General features: G+C 71.8%; 17 protein-coding genes. 9 read left to right on the top strand and 8 right to left on the bottom strand.

All coding sequences use genetic code 11. The features are described 5' to 3' along the window. Positions 1-40: 40 nt before the first annotated feature. From AB0I59_RS09445 to AB0I59_RS09435, 3 genes are all read left to right on the top strand, one after another. Entirely contained in the window at positions 41-976 is a 936-nt protein-coding gene (locus AB0I59_RS09445) for an SDR family NAD(P)-dependent oxidoreductase (RefSeq protein WP_061260864.1), read from the top strand. 30 nt (positions 977-1,006) lie between these two features. Continuing rightward, positions 1,007-1,588: a TetR/AcrR family transcriptional regulator gene (locus AB0I59_RS09440; RefSeq protein WP_358131681.1), complete on the top strand. Its 582-nt coding sequence runs from the start codon at positions 1,007-1,009 to the stop codon at positions 1,586-1,588. A 181-nt stretch (positions 1,589-1,769) separates the two neighbouring features. After that, positions 1,770-2,477: a helix-turn-helix domain-containing protein gene (locus tag AB0I59_RS09435; RefSeq protein WP_358131679.1), complete on the top strand. Its 708-nt coding sequence runs from the start codon at positions 1,770-1,772 to the stop codon at positions 2,475-2,477. 34 nt (positions 2,478-2,511) lie between these two features. On the opposite strand, the gene AB0I59_RS09430 is transcribed toward AB0I59_RS09435, so the two are convergent. Together AB0I59_RS09430 and AB0I59_RS09425 are read right to left on the bottom strand one after the other, a co-directional pair. Beyond that, entirely contained in the window at positions 2,512-3,951 is a 1,440-nt protein-coding gene (locus AB0I59_RS09430; protein WP_061260860.1) for an MFS transporter, read from the bottom strand. Positions 3,952-4,068: 117 nt separating this feature from the next. Then, a complete protein-coding gene (locus AB0I59_RS09425; RefSeq protein ID WP_061260858.1) occupies positions 4,069-4,266 on the bottom strand; it encodes a flavodoxin domain-containing protein in 198 nt (65 codons plus the stop codon). A 92-nt stretch (positions 4,267-4,358) separates the two neighbouring features. On the opposite strand from AB0I59_RS09425, the gene AB0I59_RS09420 reads away from it, so the two are divergent. The 6 genes from AB0I59_RS09420 to AB0I59_RS09395 all read left to right on the top strand — a co-directional run bounded on the left by AB0I59_RS09420 (position 4,359) and on the right by AB0I59_RS09395 (position 10,436). Beyond that, positions 4,359-4,802, top strand: coding sequence for a MarR family winged helix-turn-helix transcriptional regulator (locus tag AB0I59_RS09420; protein ID WP_358131677.1), 444 nt, complete (start codon positions 4,359-4,361; stop codon positions 4,800-4,802). A gap of 192 nt (positions 4,803-4,994) precedes the next feature. Next, entirely contained in the window at positions 4,995-6,167 is a 1,173-nt protein-coding gene (locus AB0I59_RS09415) for a homogentisate 1,2-dioxygenase (protein WP_358131675.1), read from the top strand. Positions 6,168-6,181: 14 nt separating this feature from the next. After that, positions 6,182-7,357 (top strand): fumarylacetoacetase, encoded by a 1,176-nt coding sequence (gene fahA / locus AB0I59_RS09410; RefSeq protein ID WP_358131673.1) that lies wholly within the window; start codon positions 6,182-6,184, stop codon positions 7,355-7,357. 183 nt (positions 7,358-7,540) lie between these two features. Next, positions 7,541-8,797 (top strand): L,D-transpeptidase, encoded by a 1,257-nt coding sequence (locus tag AB0I59_RS09405; RefSeq protein WP_358131671.1) that lies wholly within the window; start codon positions 7,541-7,543, stop codon positions 8,795-8,797. Positions 8,798-8,883: 86 nt separating this feature from the next. Next, the gene (locus tag AB0I59_RS09400; protein WP_061260850.1) at positions 8,884-9,315 is read left to right on the top strand and encodes an NfeD family protein; all 432 of its coding nucleotides are present in this window, start codon (positions 8,884-8,886) and stop codon (positions 9,313-9,315) included. Positions 9,316-9,317: 2 nt separating this feature from the next. Further along, positions 9,318-10,436: an SPFH domain-containing protein gene (locus AB0I59_RS09395; RefSeq protein WP_358131668.1), complete on the top strand. Its 1,119-nt coding sequence runs from the start codon at positions 9,318-9,320 to the stop codon at positions 10,434-10,436. 75 nt (positions 10,437-10,511) lie between these two features. Here the strand turns inward: AB0I59_RS09395 and AB0I59_RS09390 are convergent, their stop codons facing one another. From AB0I59_RS09390 to AB0I59_RS09365, 6 genes are all read right to left on the bottom strand, one after another. After that, complete coding sequence (locus AB0I59_RS09390) at positions 10,512-12,155, bottom strand: YfjP family GTPase (protein WP_358131666.1); 1,644 nt, start codon at positions 12,153-12,155, stop codon at positions 10,512-10,514. After that, complete coding sequence (locus tag AB0I59_RS09385; protein ID WP_358131664.1) at positions 12,152-13,924, bottom strand: GTPase family protein; 1,773 nt, start codon at positions 13,922-13,924, stop codon at positions 12,152-12,154. Before AB0I59_RS09385 ends, AB0I59_RS09390 begins: the two co-directional genes overlap by 4 nt. A 102-nt stretch (positions 13,925-14,026) precedes the next feature. Further along, positions 14,027-14,635, bottom strand: a complete 609-nt coding sequence (locus AB0I59_RS09380) for a hypothetical protein (protein WP_358131662.1) — start codon at positions 14,633-14,635, stop codon at positions 14,027-14,029. 190 nt (positions 14,636-14,825) lie between these two features. Next, positions 14,826-16,328, bottom strand: coding sequence for an ATP-binding protein (locus AB0I59_RS09375; protein WP_061260844.1), 1,503 nt, complete (start codon positions 16,326-16,328; stop codon positions 14,826-14,828). Continuing rightward, positions 16,303-16,992, bottom strand: coding sequence for a response regulator transcription factor (locus AB0I59_RS09370; protein WP_358131659.1), 690 nt, complete (start codon positions 16,990-16,992; stop codon positions 16,303-16,305). Before AB0I59_RS09370 ends, AB0I59_RS09375 begins: the two co-directional genes overlap by 26 nt. Positions 16,993-17,026: 34 nt before the next feature. Then, on the bottom strand, positions 17,027-17,761 hold the full coding sequence (locus AB0I59_RS09365) for a hypothetical protein (RefSeq protein WP_358131657.1): 735 nt from the start codon (positions 17,759-17,761) through the stop codon (positions 17,027-17,029). Positions 17,762-17,767 lie beyond the last annotated feature (6 nt).

The raw sequence follows: 17,767 nt of genomic DNA, 5'->3' as shown, positions 1-17,767 counted from the left end.
TAACCGGATGAACTATCCGGTTAGATGGGAGGAGGGGCTCATGACGAAGACAGCTGTGGTCACGGCCGGCACCGGGGGCATCGGCTTGGAGACTGCGCTGGGGCTGGCCGCCACAGGGTTCGCGGTCACTGTGGTCGGGCGCGACGCCGACCGGGGAGCCAGGGCGGTTGAGCGGATCAACGCGACGCAACCGGCGCACCCCGGCCGGTTCCTGTCCGCCGACCTCGCCTCGCTCGACCAGGTCCGCGCGCTGGCCGACAACATCGCTGCCGACCACGCCGCGTCGGGGGAACCGTTGACGGTGCTGGTCAACAACGTCGGGGCGATGTTCGCCGAGCGCACGGACCTGGGCGGCGTCGAGGCGTCGTTCGTCGTCAACCACCTATCGCCGTATCTGCTGACCGAACTACTGCTGCCCACGCTCACCGCCGGGGCGCCGAGCAGGATCGTGAACGTGACCTCGGGCGCGGTCGGCGTCGCCAAGCGGGTGTTCGACGCCGTCGAGCCGCCAGGCGGCTACTACGGCTTCCACTGGTATGGCCGCGCCAAGCTCGCCAACCTCGCCTACACGCTCGACCTGGCGAGGCGGCTGGACGGCACGGGCGTGTCAGTCTTCGCCGCCGATCCCGGAGGCGCCGCGACCGACATGACCAACGGCACCCTGGCCGACCCGAAGATCGTCTCTCCTGCCCTGCGGCTGTTGTGGCCGCTGGTACGCCGCAAGTTCGAGCGCTCCACCTCCGGTCCGGCGTCCGCGGCGGCCAGGCCCTCGATCGCCGCCGCCACCGACCACGCGCTGACCGGCCGGACCGGCCTCGTCATCGGACCCCAGGCACACCCCGTCGCCCCGTTCCGAGCGGCGACCGACCGCCGCATCGCCGAGGCCGTACACCTGCTCAGCGAAACCCACGCACCCGCCGCCCGACAACCAGGTTCCCCGGGAACGCCCGCATATGATCAGACGACAAGCCCGTGAACCAAGACGAGCAACCTGGATTCTTCCCACATGACGACCACACAGCTGCGCAAAGACGCCGCCCGCAACTGGGAGCGGATCGTCGCCACCGCCCGCGACCTGGTCGACCAGGGCACCGCATTGCAGCTCAACGACGTCGCACGCCGGGCGGGCCTCGGGGTCGCCACGGTCTACCGGCACTTCGCCACCCCCGAGGCACTGCTGGAGACCGTCGCCGCTCCCTGCCTGGAAGCCCTGGCCGCGCATGGCGAGCAGGCTTTGGCCGACACCGACCCCTGGCGGGCGCTGGAGAGCTTCCTGTCCCGCGTCGTCGAAGCACAGGTCACCGACGCCGCCCTGCCCCCGGTCGCCGCCGCGACCACCGACACCCTGCCGCGCACCACGGAACTCAAAAGGTCACTCGTGTCCGCCGGCACCACACTCCTCGAGCGGGCCCGCGACGCCAGAGCCGTCCGCCCCGACCTCGCCGCCGCCGACCTCGTCCCGCTCATGTGCGGCATCGCCCACGCCGTGACCGTCCACGGCGGCACCCCCACCGACCGGATCGACACCGCCCACCGTTACCTCACCACCCTGCTCGAAGGCATGCGCCCCACACCGCCGAAAACGTGAGCTCCAGGATCACGTTTTTCACAAACGGGCGGCGGCGTCGAGCCCTGCCGTTCACGGCGACGAAGCGAAGAGAGCGGCCCGGCCCTGAGCGGCCGGATCGAACGGCCCGAGCCCGGCTGCCGGCCGGAAGTGGCGATAATCGCACCTGAAGACGAGGTCTCCGCGCTCGAAGGAGATTGTGATGATGGCGGCGGAATCGGCACAGACGCTGGAGCGGGGGCTGCGGCTGCTGCGACTGCTGGCCGACGGGAACCGGGGGCGCACCCCCACCGAACTGGCCCAGGAGCTCGGGCTGAGCCGCCCCGTCGTCTACCGGCTGATCACGACCCTGCAGAACGAGGGCTTCGCCCGGCGGGACGCGGAGGGCCGGGTCCACCTCGGTTTCGGGGTGCTCGTGATGGCGCAGGCCGTACAGCCCCTGCTGCGCGCGGCCGCGCTGCCCGCGCTGCGCGCACTCGCCGAGCGGGTCGGGGCCACGGCGCATCTCACCGTGGCCGAGGGCGACGACGGAGTGGCCGTCGCCGTGGTCGAACCGTCCTGGACCGACATGCACCTCGCCTATCGGGAAGGCTCCCGCCACCCGCTCACCCGCGGAGCCGCCGGGCTCGCCATCCTCGCCCTCCGCGAGGAGGCGGCCCGGGAACAGGCGCACCCGGGCTCCCGTCCGGCGGGCGACGAGGCGGAACCGGAGACCGCGGCGACCCGGCCGTTCCTGGTCACCGAAGGGCAGTTGCAGGAGGGCGCGCGCGGGATCGCCGTCCCCCTCCGCGGGCTTCCCTGGCTGGAGGCCTCGCTCGGGGTCGTCACCTTCGGCCTGCTCGACGTCGACGCGGTCGGTCCCCGCGTCGTCGAGGCCGCCCGCGACCTCGCCCACACCCTCGCCCAGTGATCCCGTCCCCGCCGCGACGGACGACAGGCCGCGGTCAGGTGCGCCGGTGCCGCGGCAGCAGCCCACTGGCCACCCCGAGGACCAGGGCGAGCCCGGCCGCGATGAGGAAGACCCGGTCGTAGCCGGCGGCCAGGGCGGCGACCGGAGAGTTCGCGGAGGTCTCCGCCGCGGCTGTGGCACCGGCGGCCGTCGCGAGCACCGCCAGGCCGATCGACCCACCTACCTGATTGGCGGTGGCGACCATGCCACCGACGACCCCCGCGTCACCCCCGGGAGCATCCGCGGTCGCCGCGGCCATGAGAGTGGGGAAGGTCAGCCCGATACCGATCGCGATGAGCAGCGTGGGCCCGAGCACGCTGGTGGCGTAGCCGCTGGCCGCCTCGGCCTGGGAGAGCCAGCCGAAACCGGCCAGGAAGCCGACACAGCCCGCCAGCACCAGGGGACGTGCACCGGTGCGAGGCAGCGAAGCGGCGGCCCACCGCGCGATCAGCATGAACGTCACCGCCGCGGGTGTCTGCCCAAGCCCGGCCTCGAGCGCGCTGTAGCCGAGGACGTCCTGCAGGAACAGCGACGTGAAGTACCACATCGCGATGGAGACCCCTCCGAGCAGCAGGAGCATGACGCTGCCCGCGGCGACCCCCCGGACTTCGAACAGTCGCAGAGGCATGATCGGGTGCGCGGCGAAACGCGCTTCCACGACGGTGAACACGACGAGCAGGAGCAGGCCCGCGCCGATCGGTCCGGCGACCAGCCCGGATCTCCAGCCGTGATCGGTACTCTGCATGACCCCGTAGACCAGCGCGGCCAGCCCCGCGGTTCCGGTGACGGCGCCCACGAGGTCGAGTGATTCCCGCCGGGCGGCTCGCGTGCGAACGAGCGAGGTCACGGCCGTGGCGATCAGCACCGCGCCGATCGGCACGTTGATCAGGAAGACCCATCGCCATGACAGGCCGGTGGTGAGGGCGCCGCCCGCGATCGCGCCGGCCATCCCGCCCACGCCGCCGGAGGCCGACCAGGCGCCGAACGCCCGGGCACGCGCGCGTGCTTCGGTGAAGTAGGCGTTGATCACGACCAGCGTCGCGGGGGCCGTCATGGCGGCTCCCATGCCCTGCGCGACGCGGGCCGCCACCAGGGCCTCCGCGGTGGTCGCCAGGCCGCCGACCAGACTCGCGGCCGAGAACACGGTCAGACCGACGGCCAGCATCCGGCGGGGGCCGAACAGGTCGGCGGCGCGGCCGCCCAGCAACATGAAGCCGGCGAAGGTGAGCAGGTAGCCGTTGACCACCCAGGCCAGGCCGGTGGTGGTGAAGCCGAGGTCACGGTCGACCGAGGAGAGTGCGACGTTAACGATGGAGGAGTCCAGGATCACCATGAACTGGCTGGCACACACCAGCGCCAGGACGATCCAGGCAGGACGGGTCTTCGCTGTGGCCTGGCTGCTGGTGAGGGGGCGGGCGGATAGGTGCGGTGCCACGAGTGTCTCCTGAGTCGTGGATGGGGAGTGCGGATCTGCGGTGGGGATTCGGGGGGCGGTCGGCCGGTGCGTGTCATGGGCTGCCTTTGCCGGCAGGCGTGCCGCCCCGGGTGCGGGTTAGGGGTTGCCGCCGGCGGCGTAGGCGTGCTGCCTCCACCGCGGGTTCTGGTCGATCGCGCTGTCGGGGGCCAGCTCGGCGACCCGCCGCAGCCGTACCTCGGCACCGGTCGAGGCGGCGCCCTCGGCGAGGGCCTGTGCGAGTGCGTGCACCGAGCCTGTCGCGCTGTAGTAGATGACGGCGATCTTCGCGGTCATATCGGGCTCCTCGTCATCACATAGGATTAGTTATGCGGATAACATTATGCGCATAATAGTTAGGCGCATAACCAACTTGTCGAGGAGAGCCCATGAACTTCGACCAAGCCGACGTCATCAACCAGGCCATCCGCCGGCTGAGTCTGCGCCACCGCGCCAGGACCGCGGCACTGCTGGCCCCGCTCGGCCTGCACCCTGGACAGGAGGCTCTCCTGCTCGAACTCGCCCGGACCGGCCCGATGATCCAGGCCCAACTCAGCGAGGCCCTCGGCGTCGAACCGCCCAGCGTCACGCTCATGACCCGCAAGCTCGAAGCCTCCGGTCACATCCGCCGCGCACCCGCCCCCTCCGACAAGCGCGCCAGCATCGTCGAACTCACCGACAGCGGCAAGGCACTGACCGACCAGGTCAAGCGGCTATGGTGCGCCCTGGCGGAGGAAACCGTGACCGGCCTGCCCGCCCAGACCGTGGCGGAGCTACCCGGCGTCCTCAACACCCTGAGCGGCAACGTCGACGCCAGGCGCCTCGCCGTCTAGGCGTCCGCCGGGCCGCCAGGAGATGAGCTCGATCGCCACCAGACACGGGCCGTCGGCGACGCCCGCGGCCTTGCCGCAACGCGGGGATAAATCGGCTTTTTGTGCCCCAAGTGGTTTGACATCTCTGCGGCAATGGCGCATCGTCGCACGTATAGAGGACACCTACGTCCGGAATCCGTACGCGGAGGGTCGATGCCGTACTACCGTGTCGTGGGCGACGTGCCACGCAAGCGCCATGTCCAGTTCCGTCAGCCGGATGGCGGGCTCTACGCGGAGGAGCTCATGGGCGAGGAGGGCTTCTCGTCCGACTCGTCGCTGCTCTATCACCGCTACCTGCCGACCGCGATCGTGAAAGCGGAGGCCGTCGATCTCGCCGCTCCCGGTCTCACGCCGAACCTGCCGCTCTCTCCGCGGCACTTCCGCACCCAGGACCTCGCCGCCACGGGCGACCTCGTCACCGGGCGGCAGCCGCTCGCCGGCAACTCCGACGTCCGCATGTCGTACGTCGCGACCGACGCGCCCAGCGACCTCTACCGCAACTCGATGGGCGACGAGTGCGTCTACATCGCGAGCGGCCGGGCCCGCTTCGAGTCCACGTACGGCGTGATCGAGGCGGGCGAGGGCGACTACGTCGTCATCCCGACCGGCACCATCCACCGCTGGGTTCCGGAGGGCCCGGTCACCGCGCTGGTCGTCGAGGCGGCCGGGCACATCCGCCCGCCCCGGCGCTACCTGTCCGCCTACGGCCAGTTCCTCGAACACGCGCCGTACTGCGAGCGCGACCTGCGCGCGCCCGCCGAGCCGCTGATCGTGGACGGCGAGGAGGTGCGGGTGCTGGTACGGACCCGTGGTGGGCTGACCCGGCTGACCTACGCCCACCATCCCTTCGACGTCGTCGGCTGGGACGGCTGCCTCTACCCGTACGCGTTCAACATCCACGACTTCGAGCCCATCGTGAAGCGGACGCACGCGCCGCCGCCCGTGCACCAGACGTTCGAGGGACCGGGCTTCGTGATCTGCTCGTTCTGCCCCCGGCCGCTGGACTTCCACCCGGACGCGGTGCCGATCCCGTACAACCACCACAACGTGGACTCCGACGAGCTGATGTTCTACGTCGGCGGCGACTACACGGCGCGCCGAGGCTCGGGCATCGACATCGGCTCCATCTCGCTGCATCCGGCCGGGTTCACGCACGGGCCGCAGCCGGGCGCGGTCGAGGCCGTCGTCGAGGCCGTACGGCAGGGCCACACGGAAACGAGCGAGATGGCCGTCATGATCGACACGTTCCGCCCGCTGGACCTGGGGTCCGCCGCCCTCGCGTGCGAGGATCCGGCATACGCCTGGACCTGGGCCACCGCCCGGTGACGGAGAGGACGACGGTGACGCGAAGCTGGGTGCCGGGGGCGGACGAGTCGCTCTTCGGCCTGGACAACCTGCCCTACGGCGTGTTCTCACGCCCCGGAGAGGCGCCGCGCGTGGGCGTGCGCGTGGGCGACCACGTGCTCGATCTCGCGCCCGTGCTGCACGACGAGGTGTTCGCCTCCCCCACACTCAACGCCTTCCTCGCCCGGGGCCGTACGGCATGGCGGGAGACGCGCGCCCGGCTGCGGACGCTCCTCGCCGCCGACCGCGCCGACGAGGCGGGCGGGGACCGTGCGGTCGTCGAGCCGCACCTGATCCCGCTCGACCAGGTCACGATGCACCTGCCGGTCGAGGTGGCCGACTATGTGGACTTCTACGCCTCCCTGGAGCACGCGTCCAACCTCGGGCGGATCTTCCGCCCGGACGAGGAGCCGTTGAAGCCCAACTGGAGGCATCTCCCCGTCGGCTACCACGGGCGGGCCGGGACGGTCGTCGTCTCGGGCACCCCGGTGAGGCGGCCGTGCGGGCAGCGCATGCCGGGGCCGTCGTTCGGTCCCTCCGCCCGGCTCGACATCGAGGCCGAACTGGCCTTCGTGGTCGGCACGCCGACCCGGCCGGGCGAGCGGGCCGGGGCGTTCGAGGACCACGTCTTCGGGGTCACCCTGCTCAACGACTGGAGCGCGCGGGACATCCAGGCATGGGAATACGTGCCGCTCGGCCCGTTCCTCGGCAAGTCGTTCGCCACCTCGATCTCGCCGTGGATCACCCCGCTCGACGCCCTCGAACACGCGAGGGTCGCGGGCCGCGAGCAGGATCCCGTCCCGCTGGACTACCTGCGCAGGCAGTCGCCGTGGGGGCTCGACCTCACCCTGCGCGTCGAACTGAACGGCGAGACGATCTCGACACCCTCGTACCGGGACATGTACTGGACTCCCGACCAGATGCTGGCCCACATGACGGTGAACGGCGCGTCGCTCCGCACCGGCGACCTGTACGCCAGCGGGACGATCTCCAGCGAGGGGGCCTTCGGCTCGCTCATCGAGGTGACCTGGAACGGCGCCGAGCCGGTCAAACTCACCGACGGCACGACGCGCGCCTTCCTGGAGGACGGCGACACGGTGACGATCACCGCGACCGCGCCGGGCGGGATCGGGCTCGGAGAGGTCACAGGGAGGATCACCTCCGCCACGTAGAGTATCTATACTGCTACGGAGCGCCAGGAGGCGTCCCGTGGATCTTCGCCGAGGCGAGGGCCGGCCGGATGGACGCCCGCGTGGGGCGGCGGCGACGCGAGAAGCCGTACGGACGATCGCGGCGGGCCGGTGGGATCCCCGGGACGTGACCTGGATCTGGGGCACCGAGGAGGCAGGCGGCGGATGCGCTTCGTGGCATGGGCGACGACCGTTCTGCTTCTCGTCGCCGGATGCTCCGCCGTGACCGCCCCTCGCGAGGAACAGCCGCACCTCCTGCCCCGCATCACGATGTCGCCGGCCGCGGAGTCCACGGCGGCCAGGCCCGACCGGGGGCTCGTGGTGAAGGCGCACGACGGCACGCTGACCGCCGTGGTGGCCTACGCGGGCGGCATGATCGTTCCCGGCGGGTTCAACGCCTCCCACACGGTCTGGCGGTCCGACTGGACGCTCGCCCCCGACACCGAATACGTCGTGAACGCCACCGCGGGCGCCCCGGGCGGCGACACGGCCCGGCTCATGAACAGGTTCCGCACACTGCGGCCGCAACGTTCGCTCGACGTGCTCTCCATCACGCCGAACGACCACGAGACCGTCGGCGTGGGGATGCCGATCATCCTGACGTTCGCCGAGGCCGTCGAGGACCGCCGGGCCGTGGAGCGCGCCCTGGAGGTCCGCGCGTCGCCGATCGCCACCCCGGCCGCGTACGGCCAGCACGGCACCAGGGCGTACACGAAGGCCTACACCGGCCCCGTCGACGGCGCGTGGCACTGGTTCGGCGACACCCAGGTCGTGTTCCGCACCAGGGATCTCTGGCCGGCCCGGCAGAACATCGTCCTCACCGCCCACCTCTCCGGCGTGCGCTCCGCCCCCGGCACGTACGGCACGGCCGACCGTACGATCACCTTCGCGGTCGGGCGGCGCATGGTCAGCACGGTCGACACGCGCACCCACCAGATGGTGGTGCGCAGGGACGGCGAGGTCGCGCAGCGCATGGCCATCAGCGCGGGCATGGCCACCACCAGGGAGTACACCACGACAAGCGGCGTCCATCTGACGATGGAAAAGGGCAATCCGGTCCGGATGATCTCGCCCGGCCGATCCAAGGGCGACCCGGGATACTACGACGTCATGATCGGGCACGCCGTGCGCATCTCCAACAGCGGCGAGTACGTCCACGCCAAGAACAACGTGTGGGCCCAGGGCCGGGCCAACGTGAGCCACGGCTGCGTGAACGCCCGCCCCGACCAGGCGGCCTGGTTCTACGACAACGCGCTGCGCGGCGATCCCGTCATCGTCACCGGGACCGACCGAAAACTCGAATGGAACAACGGCTGGGGTTTCTGGCAGCTCTCCTGGGACGCCTGGATCAAGGGCAGCGCCCTGCGGGTGCCGGGTCCGGTCCAGGCCTTCATCAGCTCGGTCCCCAGCCTGAAATCTTGAAATATCAGGTGTCGTCCATACAGAGTTAACGTAAAAGAAGGAACCCCTACGAAACGGGATCCGTTTATCGCTATGGAGGCGAGGAAATGGACTCGTGGATCATCTGGCTGATCCTGGCCGCCGGGCTGGGAGTCGCCGAGATCTTCACGCTGACCGCTGCTCTCGGGCTGATCGCCGTCGCGGCGCTGCTCACCGCGGGGGTCGCGGCCATCGGGTTCCCCATCGGCATACAGCTCGTCGTCTTCATCGCCGCCTCGGTCGCCGGGATCGCCGGAGTCAGGCCGATCGCCCGCCGCCACCTGACCCAGGCGCCCACCAGGCAGTTCGGCGTCTCCGCGCTCGTCGGCCGGCCCGCGTACGTGACGCAGGAGGTCACCGGGCGGGACGGCCGGGTACGCATCGGCGGCGAGGAGTGGTCGGCCCGCGCCTACGACGAGACCCTCGTCATCCCCGCGGGCGCCACGGTGGACGTCATCGAGATCGAGGGGGCGACCGCCCTCGTCTATCCACGGGAGTGAGCATGGACCCATCCGTCATCGCGGGAATCATCGTCGCTCTGCTGGTGGTGTTCGTCGTGCTGCGATCCGTCCGGATCGTCCCGCAGGCCCGCGCGGGCAACGTGGAACGGCTCGGCCGGTACAACCGCACGCTCGGACCCGGCCTGAACTTCGTGATCCCCTTCGTGGACCGGGTACGGCCGCTGATCGACCTGCGTGAGCAGGTGGTCTCGTTCAAGCCGCAGCCGGTGATCACCGAGGACAACCTGGTCGTCGACATCGACACCGTGCTCTACTTCCAGGTCACCGACCCGCGCGCCGCGGCGTACGAGATCGCGAACTTCATCCAGGGCGTGGAGCAGCTCACCGTGACCACGCTGCGCAACGTCGTCGGCGGCATGGACCTGGAGAAGACGCTGACCTCGCGCGACACCATCAACAGCCAGCTGCGCGGTGTGCTCGACGAGGCCACCGGCAAGTGGGGCATCCGGGTCAACCGCGTCGAGATCAAGGCCATCGACCCGCCGAAGACCATCAAGGAGGCGATGGAGAAGCAGATGCGCGCCGAGCGGGACAAGCGCGCCGCGATCCTCACCGCCGAAGGTCTCCGGCAGTCGCAGATCCTCACCGCCGAGGGCGAGAAGCAGAGCGCGATCCTGCGGGCCGAGGGCGAGCGCACGTCGCAGATCCTCAAGGCCGAGGGCCAGGCGCAGGCGATCGACAACGTGTTCCAGGCGGTGCACCGCAACGATCCCGATCCCAAGCTGCTCGCCTACCAGTACCTTCAGGTCCTTCCGCAGCTCGCCAACGGCCAGGGCAACACGTTCTGGGTGATCCCGAGCGAGGTCACGTCGGCGCTGCAGGGTGTCTCCAGGGCGTTCACCGAGGCGCTGCCCCGCTCGGCGGCAACCCGCGACCGTGAGGAGCGGGATCAGGAACGCATGGTGGGGTCCGAGGCCGTCGCGGAGGCCGAGCGCGCCGCCGCGGAGGCGAAGGCCGCGGCCGAGGACAGCGAGATCGGCACCGGCCTTCCACGCCAGATCGAGACGGCCAGGAACCCGCTGCCCGACCCGCTGCCCGACCCGCTGCCCGACCCGCTGGACGTCGCCCGGCGGCAGGCCGACCGCACCACCGAAACCTGAACCGCCGACACCTCAGCCACCGAGATCTGCCGCCGAGATCTGAGCGACCGGGAAGGCGGTCTCTGGTCGTTCGTTTCAGGGCGATCTGACGAACCTGACCCGTTCGACGAACCGGCGATAGCGGTCCAGCTCGCCCTGGACCGGTGCCAGCACCAGCCGCCGGGCGACCTCGACGATGCTCGCGCGCAGGGCACGGGCGGCCCTGCGCGCCCTGCGCCTGCCGCCCAGCCAGGCGACGGCACGGCACGCGACCGCGACCGCCAGGCCGGCCACCGCGCCTCCCACCAGCAGCACGGTCGGCCACGGCACCTCGCCCACACTCGGCGTGGGCGGTTCGGGCAGCATGAGCGCGGCGACGGCGAGCAGCCCGAGCAGCCAGGCCGCCCCTGACACCAGCGCGGCGAAGATCAGCCACTGCACCGCTCCCATGGCCCGCCACCAGCGTGGCCTCCTCGACGCGCCCAGGGACGTCCGGGCCACCGCCTGGTCGAGCGCGTCTCCCAGTTCGCCCGCGTGCGAGCGGGCCGCGTGCCGGACGGCGGCCGCCCACGGCTCGGGCACCCCGCGCGCGGCCTCGGCCCCGACCTCGCGGATGGCCATGTCCACCTGCGAACGCTGTACGGCCGTCGCCGCGGGCACCGAGGTCCGGCCCGGCGTCTCGGTCACACCGCCGAGATGGAGCCGGCGCAGGGGGTCGGGGCGCAGCTTCCTCAGCCACCGCGTCACCGGCCATCCCGTCGCGGCGACGGCGCGGTGCCGGTGGGTCTTGGCCACCGCCTCGACGACCAATGGCACGGCCGCCGCCACCTCCAGAGCGGCGACCAGCGGGACGATCATCGATCTGGCCGACGTCTCCGCGCTGTCCGGCCCGGTGAGCGGCCCGGTGAGCGGCCCGGCGAGCGGCTCCGCCGCACCCCCGCAGGCCCCGGCCAGGGCGGCACCGGCCGAGGCGGCGTCGGCCCCGAGCCGCGACGCCCACGCCGTACGGCGGGACACCTGGCCGGCCAGCGCCTCGCGCAGCTCCGGGAGGCCCTCACCGGTGAGCGCGGACACGCCCACGACCCGCACCCCGGACAGGCCGTCGGCGGCGAGGAGCGAGCGCAGGTCCATCAGGCAGCGGTCGACGGCGTGACGCGGCAACCGGTCGACCTGGTTGAGCACGATCATCATGACGTCCCGGTGCCGTGCCAACCGCCGGAGATATCGCTCGTGGACGGCCGCGTCCGCGTATTTCTGCGGGTCGAGCACCCACACCAGCAGATCCACGACGGCGACCAGGCGATCGACCTCGAGGCGGTGGCTCAGCTCGATCGAGTCGTGGTCCGGCAGGTCGAGCAGGATGAGCCCGGAGAGGCCGTCGCCGTTCACCGCGTGCCGCAGGGGGACGTCGAGCCAGTCGAGGAGCGGCCCCGAGCCGCTGGCCTCCCAGAGCGCGGCCTGGGCCTGCGCGGTCATGGGCCGGGTCACCCCGACGTCGGCGAGCGACGTCCCCGACAGGGCGTTGAACAGCGACGACTTGCCGCTTCCCGTCGCTCCTGCGAGGGCGACGGCGGTGTGGTCGACCGAGAGGCCGCTCCGCTTGCCCGCGCGGGCCACCACACTCCTGGCCTGCTCGATCACCCCCCGGCCGAGCCGCCCCTCGGCCAGGTCCGCGGCCTCGGCGAGCGCCGCGAGCCGGTCGTCCAGCGAGACGCCGGCCTTCCTGCGCGACAGCTTCACCGCGGATCACCGGGAGCGCCGCCCTCCCCGCCGTCGGTGGCCGGCGCGATCGGGAGCTCTCGCTTCCGCTCCTGTACGGCTTGCGCGGCGGCCCTCAGGTTCGCCGAAGCATCCTCGCCGGGCCCGACACCGTCGAGCAGCGCGGTGAAGCGGGCCAGTTCGTCGTCGAGGAGGGCCCGGACACGCCTGCGCAGGTCCTCGCGGGCCTCGTGGGTCAGCGCCCGTACCGCCTGGTCACCGAAGATCGCCTCCAGCAGTTTCTGGCTGAGCACGCTGGTGCCGCCGGCGATGCCGATCTCGATGCCGGTGATGCCCCCGGTGGAGGCGAAGGCGCCGAGCATGAGCAGCAGGCCGAGGCCGTTCACGCCGAAGGAGGCGGTCCTGGCCGCGACCCGCTTGCTCATGCCCTCGGTGCGTACGAGATCGAGCACCTCTCCCTGCCAGGCGCGCACCGCCGCACCGGCCGTGTCGCGCAGATCGGACGACGTGCGGCCGAGCCGGCCGGCGGTGGAGACGCCGACGCGTTCGAGCAGGTCCCGGCCGGCGGGCATGGCCAGCCAGGACTCCACGGCGCGTTCGGCCGCGCCTTCCGCCGAGGACCGGATCAGCGACTCCACGCCGCTCTCCAGCGCCACCCGGAGCTCCCGGTCGGGGGTGGGCCGTCCCATGACGAAGGCGACGACGACGTCGCGCACCCGGCCGACACGGGATTCCAGGGAGCGCATCAGGTCGCCGGTGCCGATGAAGTCCTGCCAGCGGGCCAGCACCTCCCCTCTGAGCAGCGAACCGTCCCGCATGCCCTCGTCGAAGGCCGACATCGCCGAGTCGTACGACTTCGCCGCGACGTCGCGGAGCGCCGCGATCCCCTCCCGCTGCCGGTCCGCGTGCGCGGCGAGGACGGGCACCCGGACGACGAGGCTGTCCAGGGCGCCGGACAGCGTCTGGCGTACCACCTCGGCGCGGGACCGCGCGTCGGCGGACAGATCGGCCAGCCAGTCCGTGATCGGTCGTACGGCCTCAGCGGGCAGTCGCGCGTTCTCCGAGGGGAGGACCGATTCGAGGACGGCGAAGAGCGGCGCACCGGCCAACCCGTTCTCCCGGAGCAGGCGTTCCAGGTCGGCGGTGACCGGGCCGAGCGCGTCCGGCGGCACCCGTTGCAGGATGATCGCCAGAGCCGTGCTGCGCTCGCGGGCGCTGCGCAGGAAGCTCCAGGGGACCTCGTCGGCGTAACGGGCGGCGGTGGTGACGAACAACCACAGATCGGCGGCGGCGAGAAGTTGCGCGGCGAGCTCGCGGTTGGCCGTGACGACCGAGTCGATGTCGGGGGCGTCGAGCAGCGCCAGCCCCGGCGACAGGGTGTCCACCACGGCCACCTTCAGCGTTCCCGGCTCTCCCTGGCCCGGCCCGGTGACCCTGGGGAGGCCGGGCAGCACGCGGCCGGACATGAACCACGGCGCGTCCTCGGGCCCGGCGACGAGGGTGGGCGCGAGGGTGGTCGGCCGGAGCACGCCGGGTTCGGTGACGTCGGCGCGGGCGATGGAGTTGACCAGGGTCGACTTGCCCGCACCGGTGGAGCCGCCGACGACGGCCAGCAGGGGCGCGTCGATGTCCGCCAGCCGGGGCAGCAGATAGTCGTCGAGCTGCCCGGTCAGCTCCTTGAGCGCACGGCGATCCGCCGCGACGTCCCCGATCTCCAGGGGGAAAAGATCGTGATCGAGCTGACGTCGCAGCGTTCCGAGGGCTTCAAGCAGCCCGGTGCCGCCCGCCATACCCTCGGACCTTCCCCACCCGGCCCCCCTGAATGCCCGCTAGCTCGAACTTTCCACCACAACCCCATACAAAGGCGGCATGTCGAGAGCGACCCGCGGTCGTCAGGCGGACGGCTGGGCTGAGGGTTCGGGGAGGAGGGTGCGGCACTTCTTGACCGCCGCGGCGACCTTCGGGTCGTTCTGGTCGAGGTTGCGCCAGCTCTTCCCCTCGGCGACCTCGGCGCCGTTGTCCTTCAGGCAGGTGAGGAAGGGCCGCAGCGCGGCGGTGTCCGCGGCGTCCGGGCCGCGTCCCTCGTCACCGCCGGCACTCCCCGGGCCGCCGGGACCGCCACCGTAGCCACCCGGGCCTCCGCCGTAGCCGCCCGGGCCGCGCCCGCCCTCGGGCATGAGCGACCGGCACGCCTCCATGGCCTTCCGCATCTCCGGCGACATGGAGCGGAAGCCTCCCGGTCCCCCGCTCGGGCGACCGCTGGGAGCGCCGCTGGGCCGCGCGTCGGGCGCGTCACCTGGGGCGTCATCGCCGCTGCCGTCCGGCGCCCCGCTCGGACGATCGGTGGGACGACCGCTGGGACGACCGCTGGGCAGGGTCACGCCGTTCTCCCGCAGGCAGTTCATGTACGCCGCGCGCTGGTCACCACCACCACCGCCGCCGCCGTCGCCGTCACCGCCGTCTCCCCCGCAGCCCGAGACGGTCAGGACGGAAACCGCCACAACGGCGGCGTACAGGAAACGCACGGTGATCGACCTGGCCTCTCACGCAGGGGTGCACGCGGGCGGCCGGCTCCGGCGTCGCGAAGCCCGCGCCACGGCGATCCACTCCAGCCCAGCAATCTTGGCACCACATCGGGCGCCGCTGAGGATCACCTGTCAACCGGCCGCGGAACAGGCTCGAACAGAACGCTCAACAGGACGGAAGGCGGACCCGGAAGACCGCTCCTCGGCCCGGCGGGGACTCCGCGGTGATGGTGCCGCCGTGCGCGTGCACGAGGGCGGCCACGATGGACAGCCCGAGCCCGGTCCCGCCCGTGTCGGCCCGGCTGCGCGCCGGGTCCGCGCGGTAGAAGCGCTCGAAGACCCGCTCGACGTCCTCCTCGCGCAGGCCGGGTCCCTCGTCGGCCACCTCGATCACGACCACCTGGCCGCCCCCTGCCCCATCATCCGGCAGCGTCCCCACCCGGACCTGGAAGGCCGTACCCGGAGGGGTGTGCCGGAGTGCGTTGCCCACCAGGTTGCCGATCACCTGGCGGAGCCGGTGCTCGTCGCCGAGCGCCTTCACCGCCCCGTCGGAGCCGTCGAGCCGCACAAGGTCGATCTCGCGGTCGGGGGCGAGCGTCTGCGCGTCCAGTACGGCTCCCGCGGCCAGGCTGAGCACGTCGACGGCCCGCTGCTCCAGCGGGCGCTGCTGGTCCAGGCGGGCGAGGAGCAGCAGATCGTCCACGAGCAGGCCCATCCTGGCGGCCTCGTCCTCGATCCGGCGCAGCAGCCGCACCGGGTCCTGCGAGCGCTCCTGCCGGTAGAGCTCGGCGAAGCCCCTGATCGACGTGAGCGGCGTGCGCAGTTCGTGCGACGCGTCGGCCACGAACCTGCGCATCCGCTCCTCGGACCGCCGTGCGTCGAACGCCGACCTGCGCGCCATCGCCTCCGACGCCTCACGGTCCTGGAACGCCGCCTCGATCTGGGACAACATGCCGTTGATCGCCCGTCCCAGCCGTCCGATCTCGGTACGGCGATGCCGCAGCGGCAGCCGCCGGGACAGGTCGCCGCCCGCGATGGCCTGGGCCGTACGCTCGATCTCTCCGAGGGGGCGCAGGCTGCGCCGTACGAGCCAGTAGCAGGCCAGGCCGAGCGCGACGAGCACCGTGAAGCCGACCCCGGCCACGATGACCACGAGCTGGGAGACCGTCCCGTCGATGTCGGCGAGGCTGACCGCGACGACGCGGGTCATGCCGCCCGGCTCGCCGATGGCGACCACGCGCCACTTCCCGCCGGACGGCGAATCGGCGGTGAACAGCATGCGGCCCATGCGCTCCGTGTCGGCGGACGTGAGCGCGGGCAGGGTGGGCGGATCGACGTTCGGCGGCTCCTGCACGGTCTGTACGGGGTTGCCGTCCGCGTCGAGCAGGACGATGTAGTAGAAACCCGGCTGCCGCTGGGGCCGGGTCCCGCTGGGGGCGGGCGGCACCCGGTCCTGCTCTCCCTGCGGGTCGTTCCGGGGCCGGCTGAACCCCGTCAACTGCCGGTCCACCCGGTCGACCAGGTAGCCGCGCAGCAGTTGGACGGCGAAGCCGCCGGTGAGCGCTATCGCCAGCGTCACCAGCAGCAGCGTGGCTCCCACCAGGCGGAGCCACAGAGGAGTGCGGGCGAGCCGCCTCTTGACCTCAGCGACGCGGAGCACGGAGGACATAGCCCACGCCGCGAAGCGTGTGGATGAGCTTCGGATCCACCGTGTCGATCTTGCGCCGCAGGTAGGAGACGTAGGACTCCACCACGTTGCGGTCACCGCCGAAGTCGTAGTGCCACACGTGGTCCAGGATCTGCGCCTTCGACAACACCCGGCCTTGATTGATCATGAAATAGTGCAACAGCTTGAACTCCGTGGGCGAGAGCCGTACCTGCCGGCCCGCGCGCCACACCTGGTGCGCCTCCTCGTCCATCTCCAGGTCGGCCACCCGGAGCCGGGTCGAGGGGGTGCCGTCGCCGCGGGTACGGCGCAGCACGGCTCGGATCCGGGCGAGCACCTCCTCCAGGCTGAACGGCTTGGTCACATAGTCGTCGCCCAGGGACAGCCCGGTGACCTTGTCGCCGGTCGCGTCCCGCGCGGTCAGGAAGACCACGGGAACCCGCCGACCGGCCGCCCTGAGCCGGGCGCTGACCGCGAAGCCGTCCATGTCGGGCAGCATCACGTCCAGCACTATGAGGTCGGGCCGTACTCGCTCGGCGATCTGGACCGCCTCCCGGCCGTCGGAGGCGGTCACCACCTCGAATCCGGCGTACCTCAGGCTCACGGAGAGCAACTCTCTGATGTTGGGCTCGTCGTCCACGACGAGCAGGCGTGCCTCCGTCGTCATCGGGTGGTCTCCCTTCGGCGGTTCGTCCGCGTCGTCAGCGATTCACAGAGCTCTGGACGACCGAGGTCGCGTCCACGGCGCCTTCCTGGTCCTTGGCGCCCGCGACGACGACCGGGCTGCCGACCTTGAGGTCCGTGACCTTCCCGGCCTTGGTGACCTGCACTTTCGTGTCACCGCTGGTCCTGATCGTGACGATGGTCCCGCCCGAGGTCTGGACGTAGATCTTGCTGCCGTCCACGAGCTTGACCGTGCCGACGGTCATGTCGCCCGCCGCGCCTCCACCGGAGGAGCCGGCGCCGCCCCTGCCCTGCTGGCCCTGCCCCTGACCGCCCTGACCGCCCTGACCGCTCTGGGCACCCTGACCGCTCTGGGCACCCTGACCGGCCTGGCCCGGTCCCTGGCCTTGACCGGCGCCGCCGCGGAAACCGCCGCCGGCGCCCCCGGGATAGCCACCGGGGAAACCGCCGCCACCGCCGTACCCGCCGCCGAAACCGCCGCCGGCGAGGCCGCGCGCGCCGGCTCCCGCGGCCGCGCCGCCACCGGACGGAGACGCGGTCCCCCACGCCTTCTGCGCCTGGATGCCGGCCAGCACGCCCGCCACGAGCACGACAGCGGCGCCGAGCGCGAGGGTGACCTTCGACATCCCCCGCCCGGCCGGACGCACCTCTGGCTCCGTCTCGGGCTCGTCGTCGAACGGCGAGGTGTCCAGCAGGTCTCCCGCCGGCATCTCGGCCTCGGACCTGTCCGCCTTCGCCTTCGCTCTGCTCATCTCAAC

Source organism: Microtetraspora glauca, assembly GCF_040656155.1.
Taxonomy (GTDB): domain Bacteria; phylum Actinomycetota; class Actinomycetes; order Streptosporangiales; family Streptosporangiaceae; genus Microtetraspora; species Microtetraspora glauca.
The sequence above is the reverse complement of the archived record's forward strand: the minus strand, read 5'-3'. Positions and strand labels throughout refer to the sequence as shown.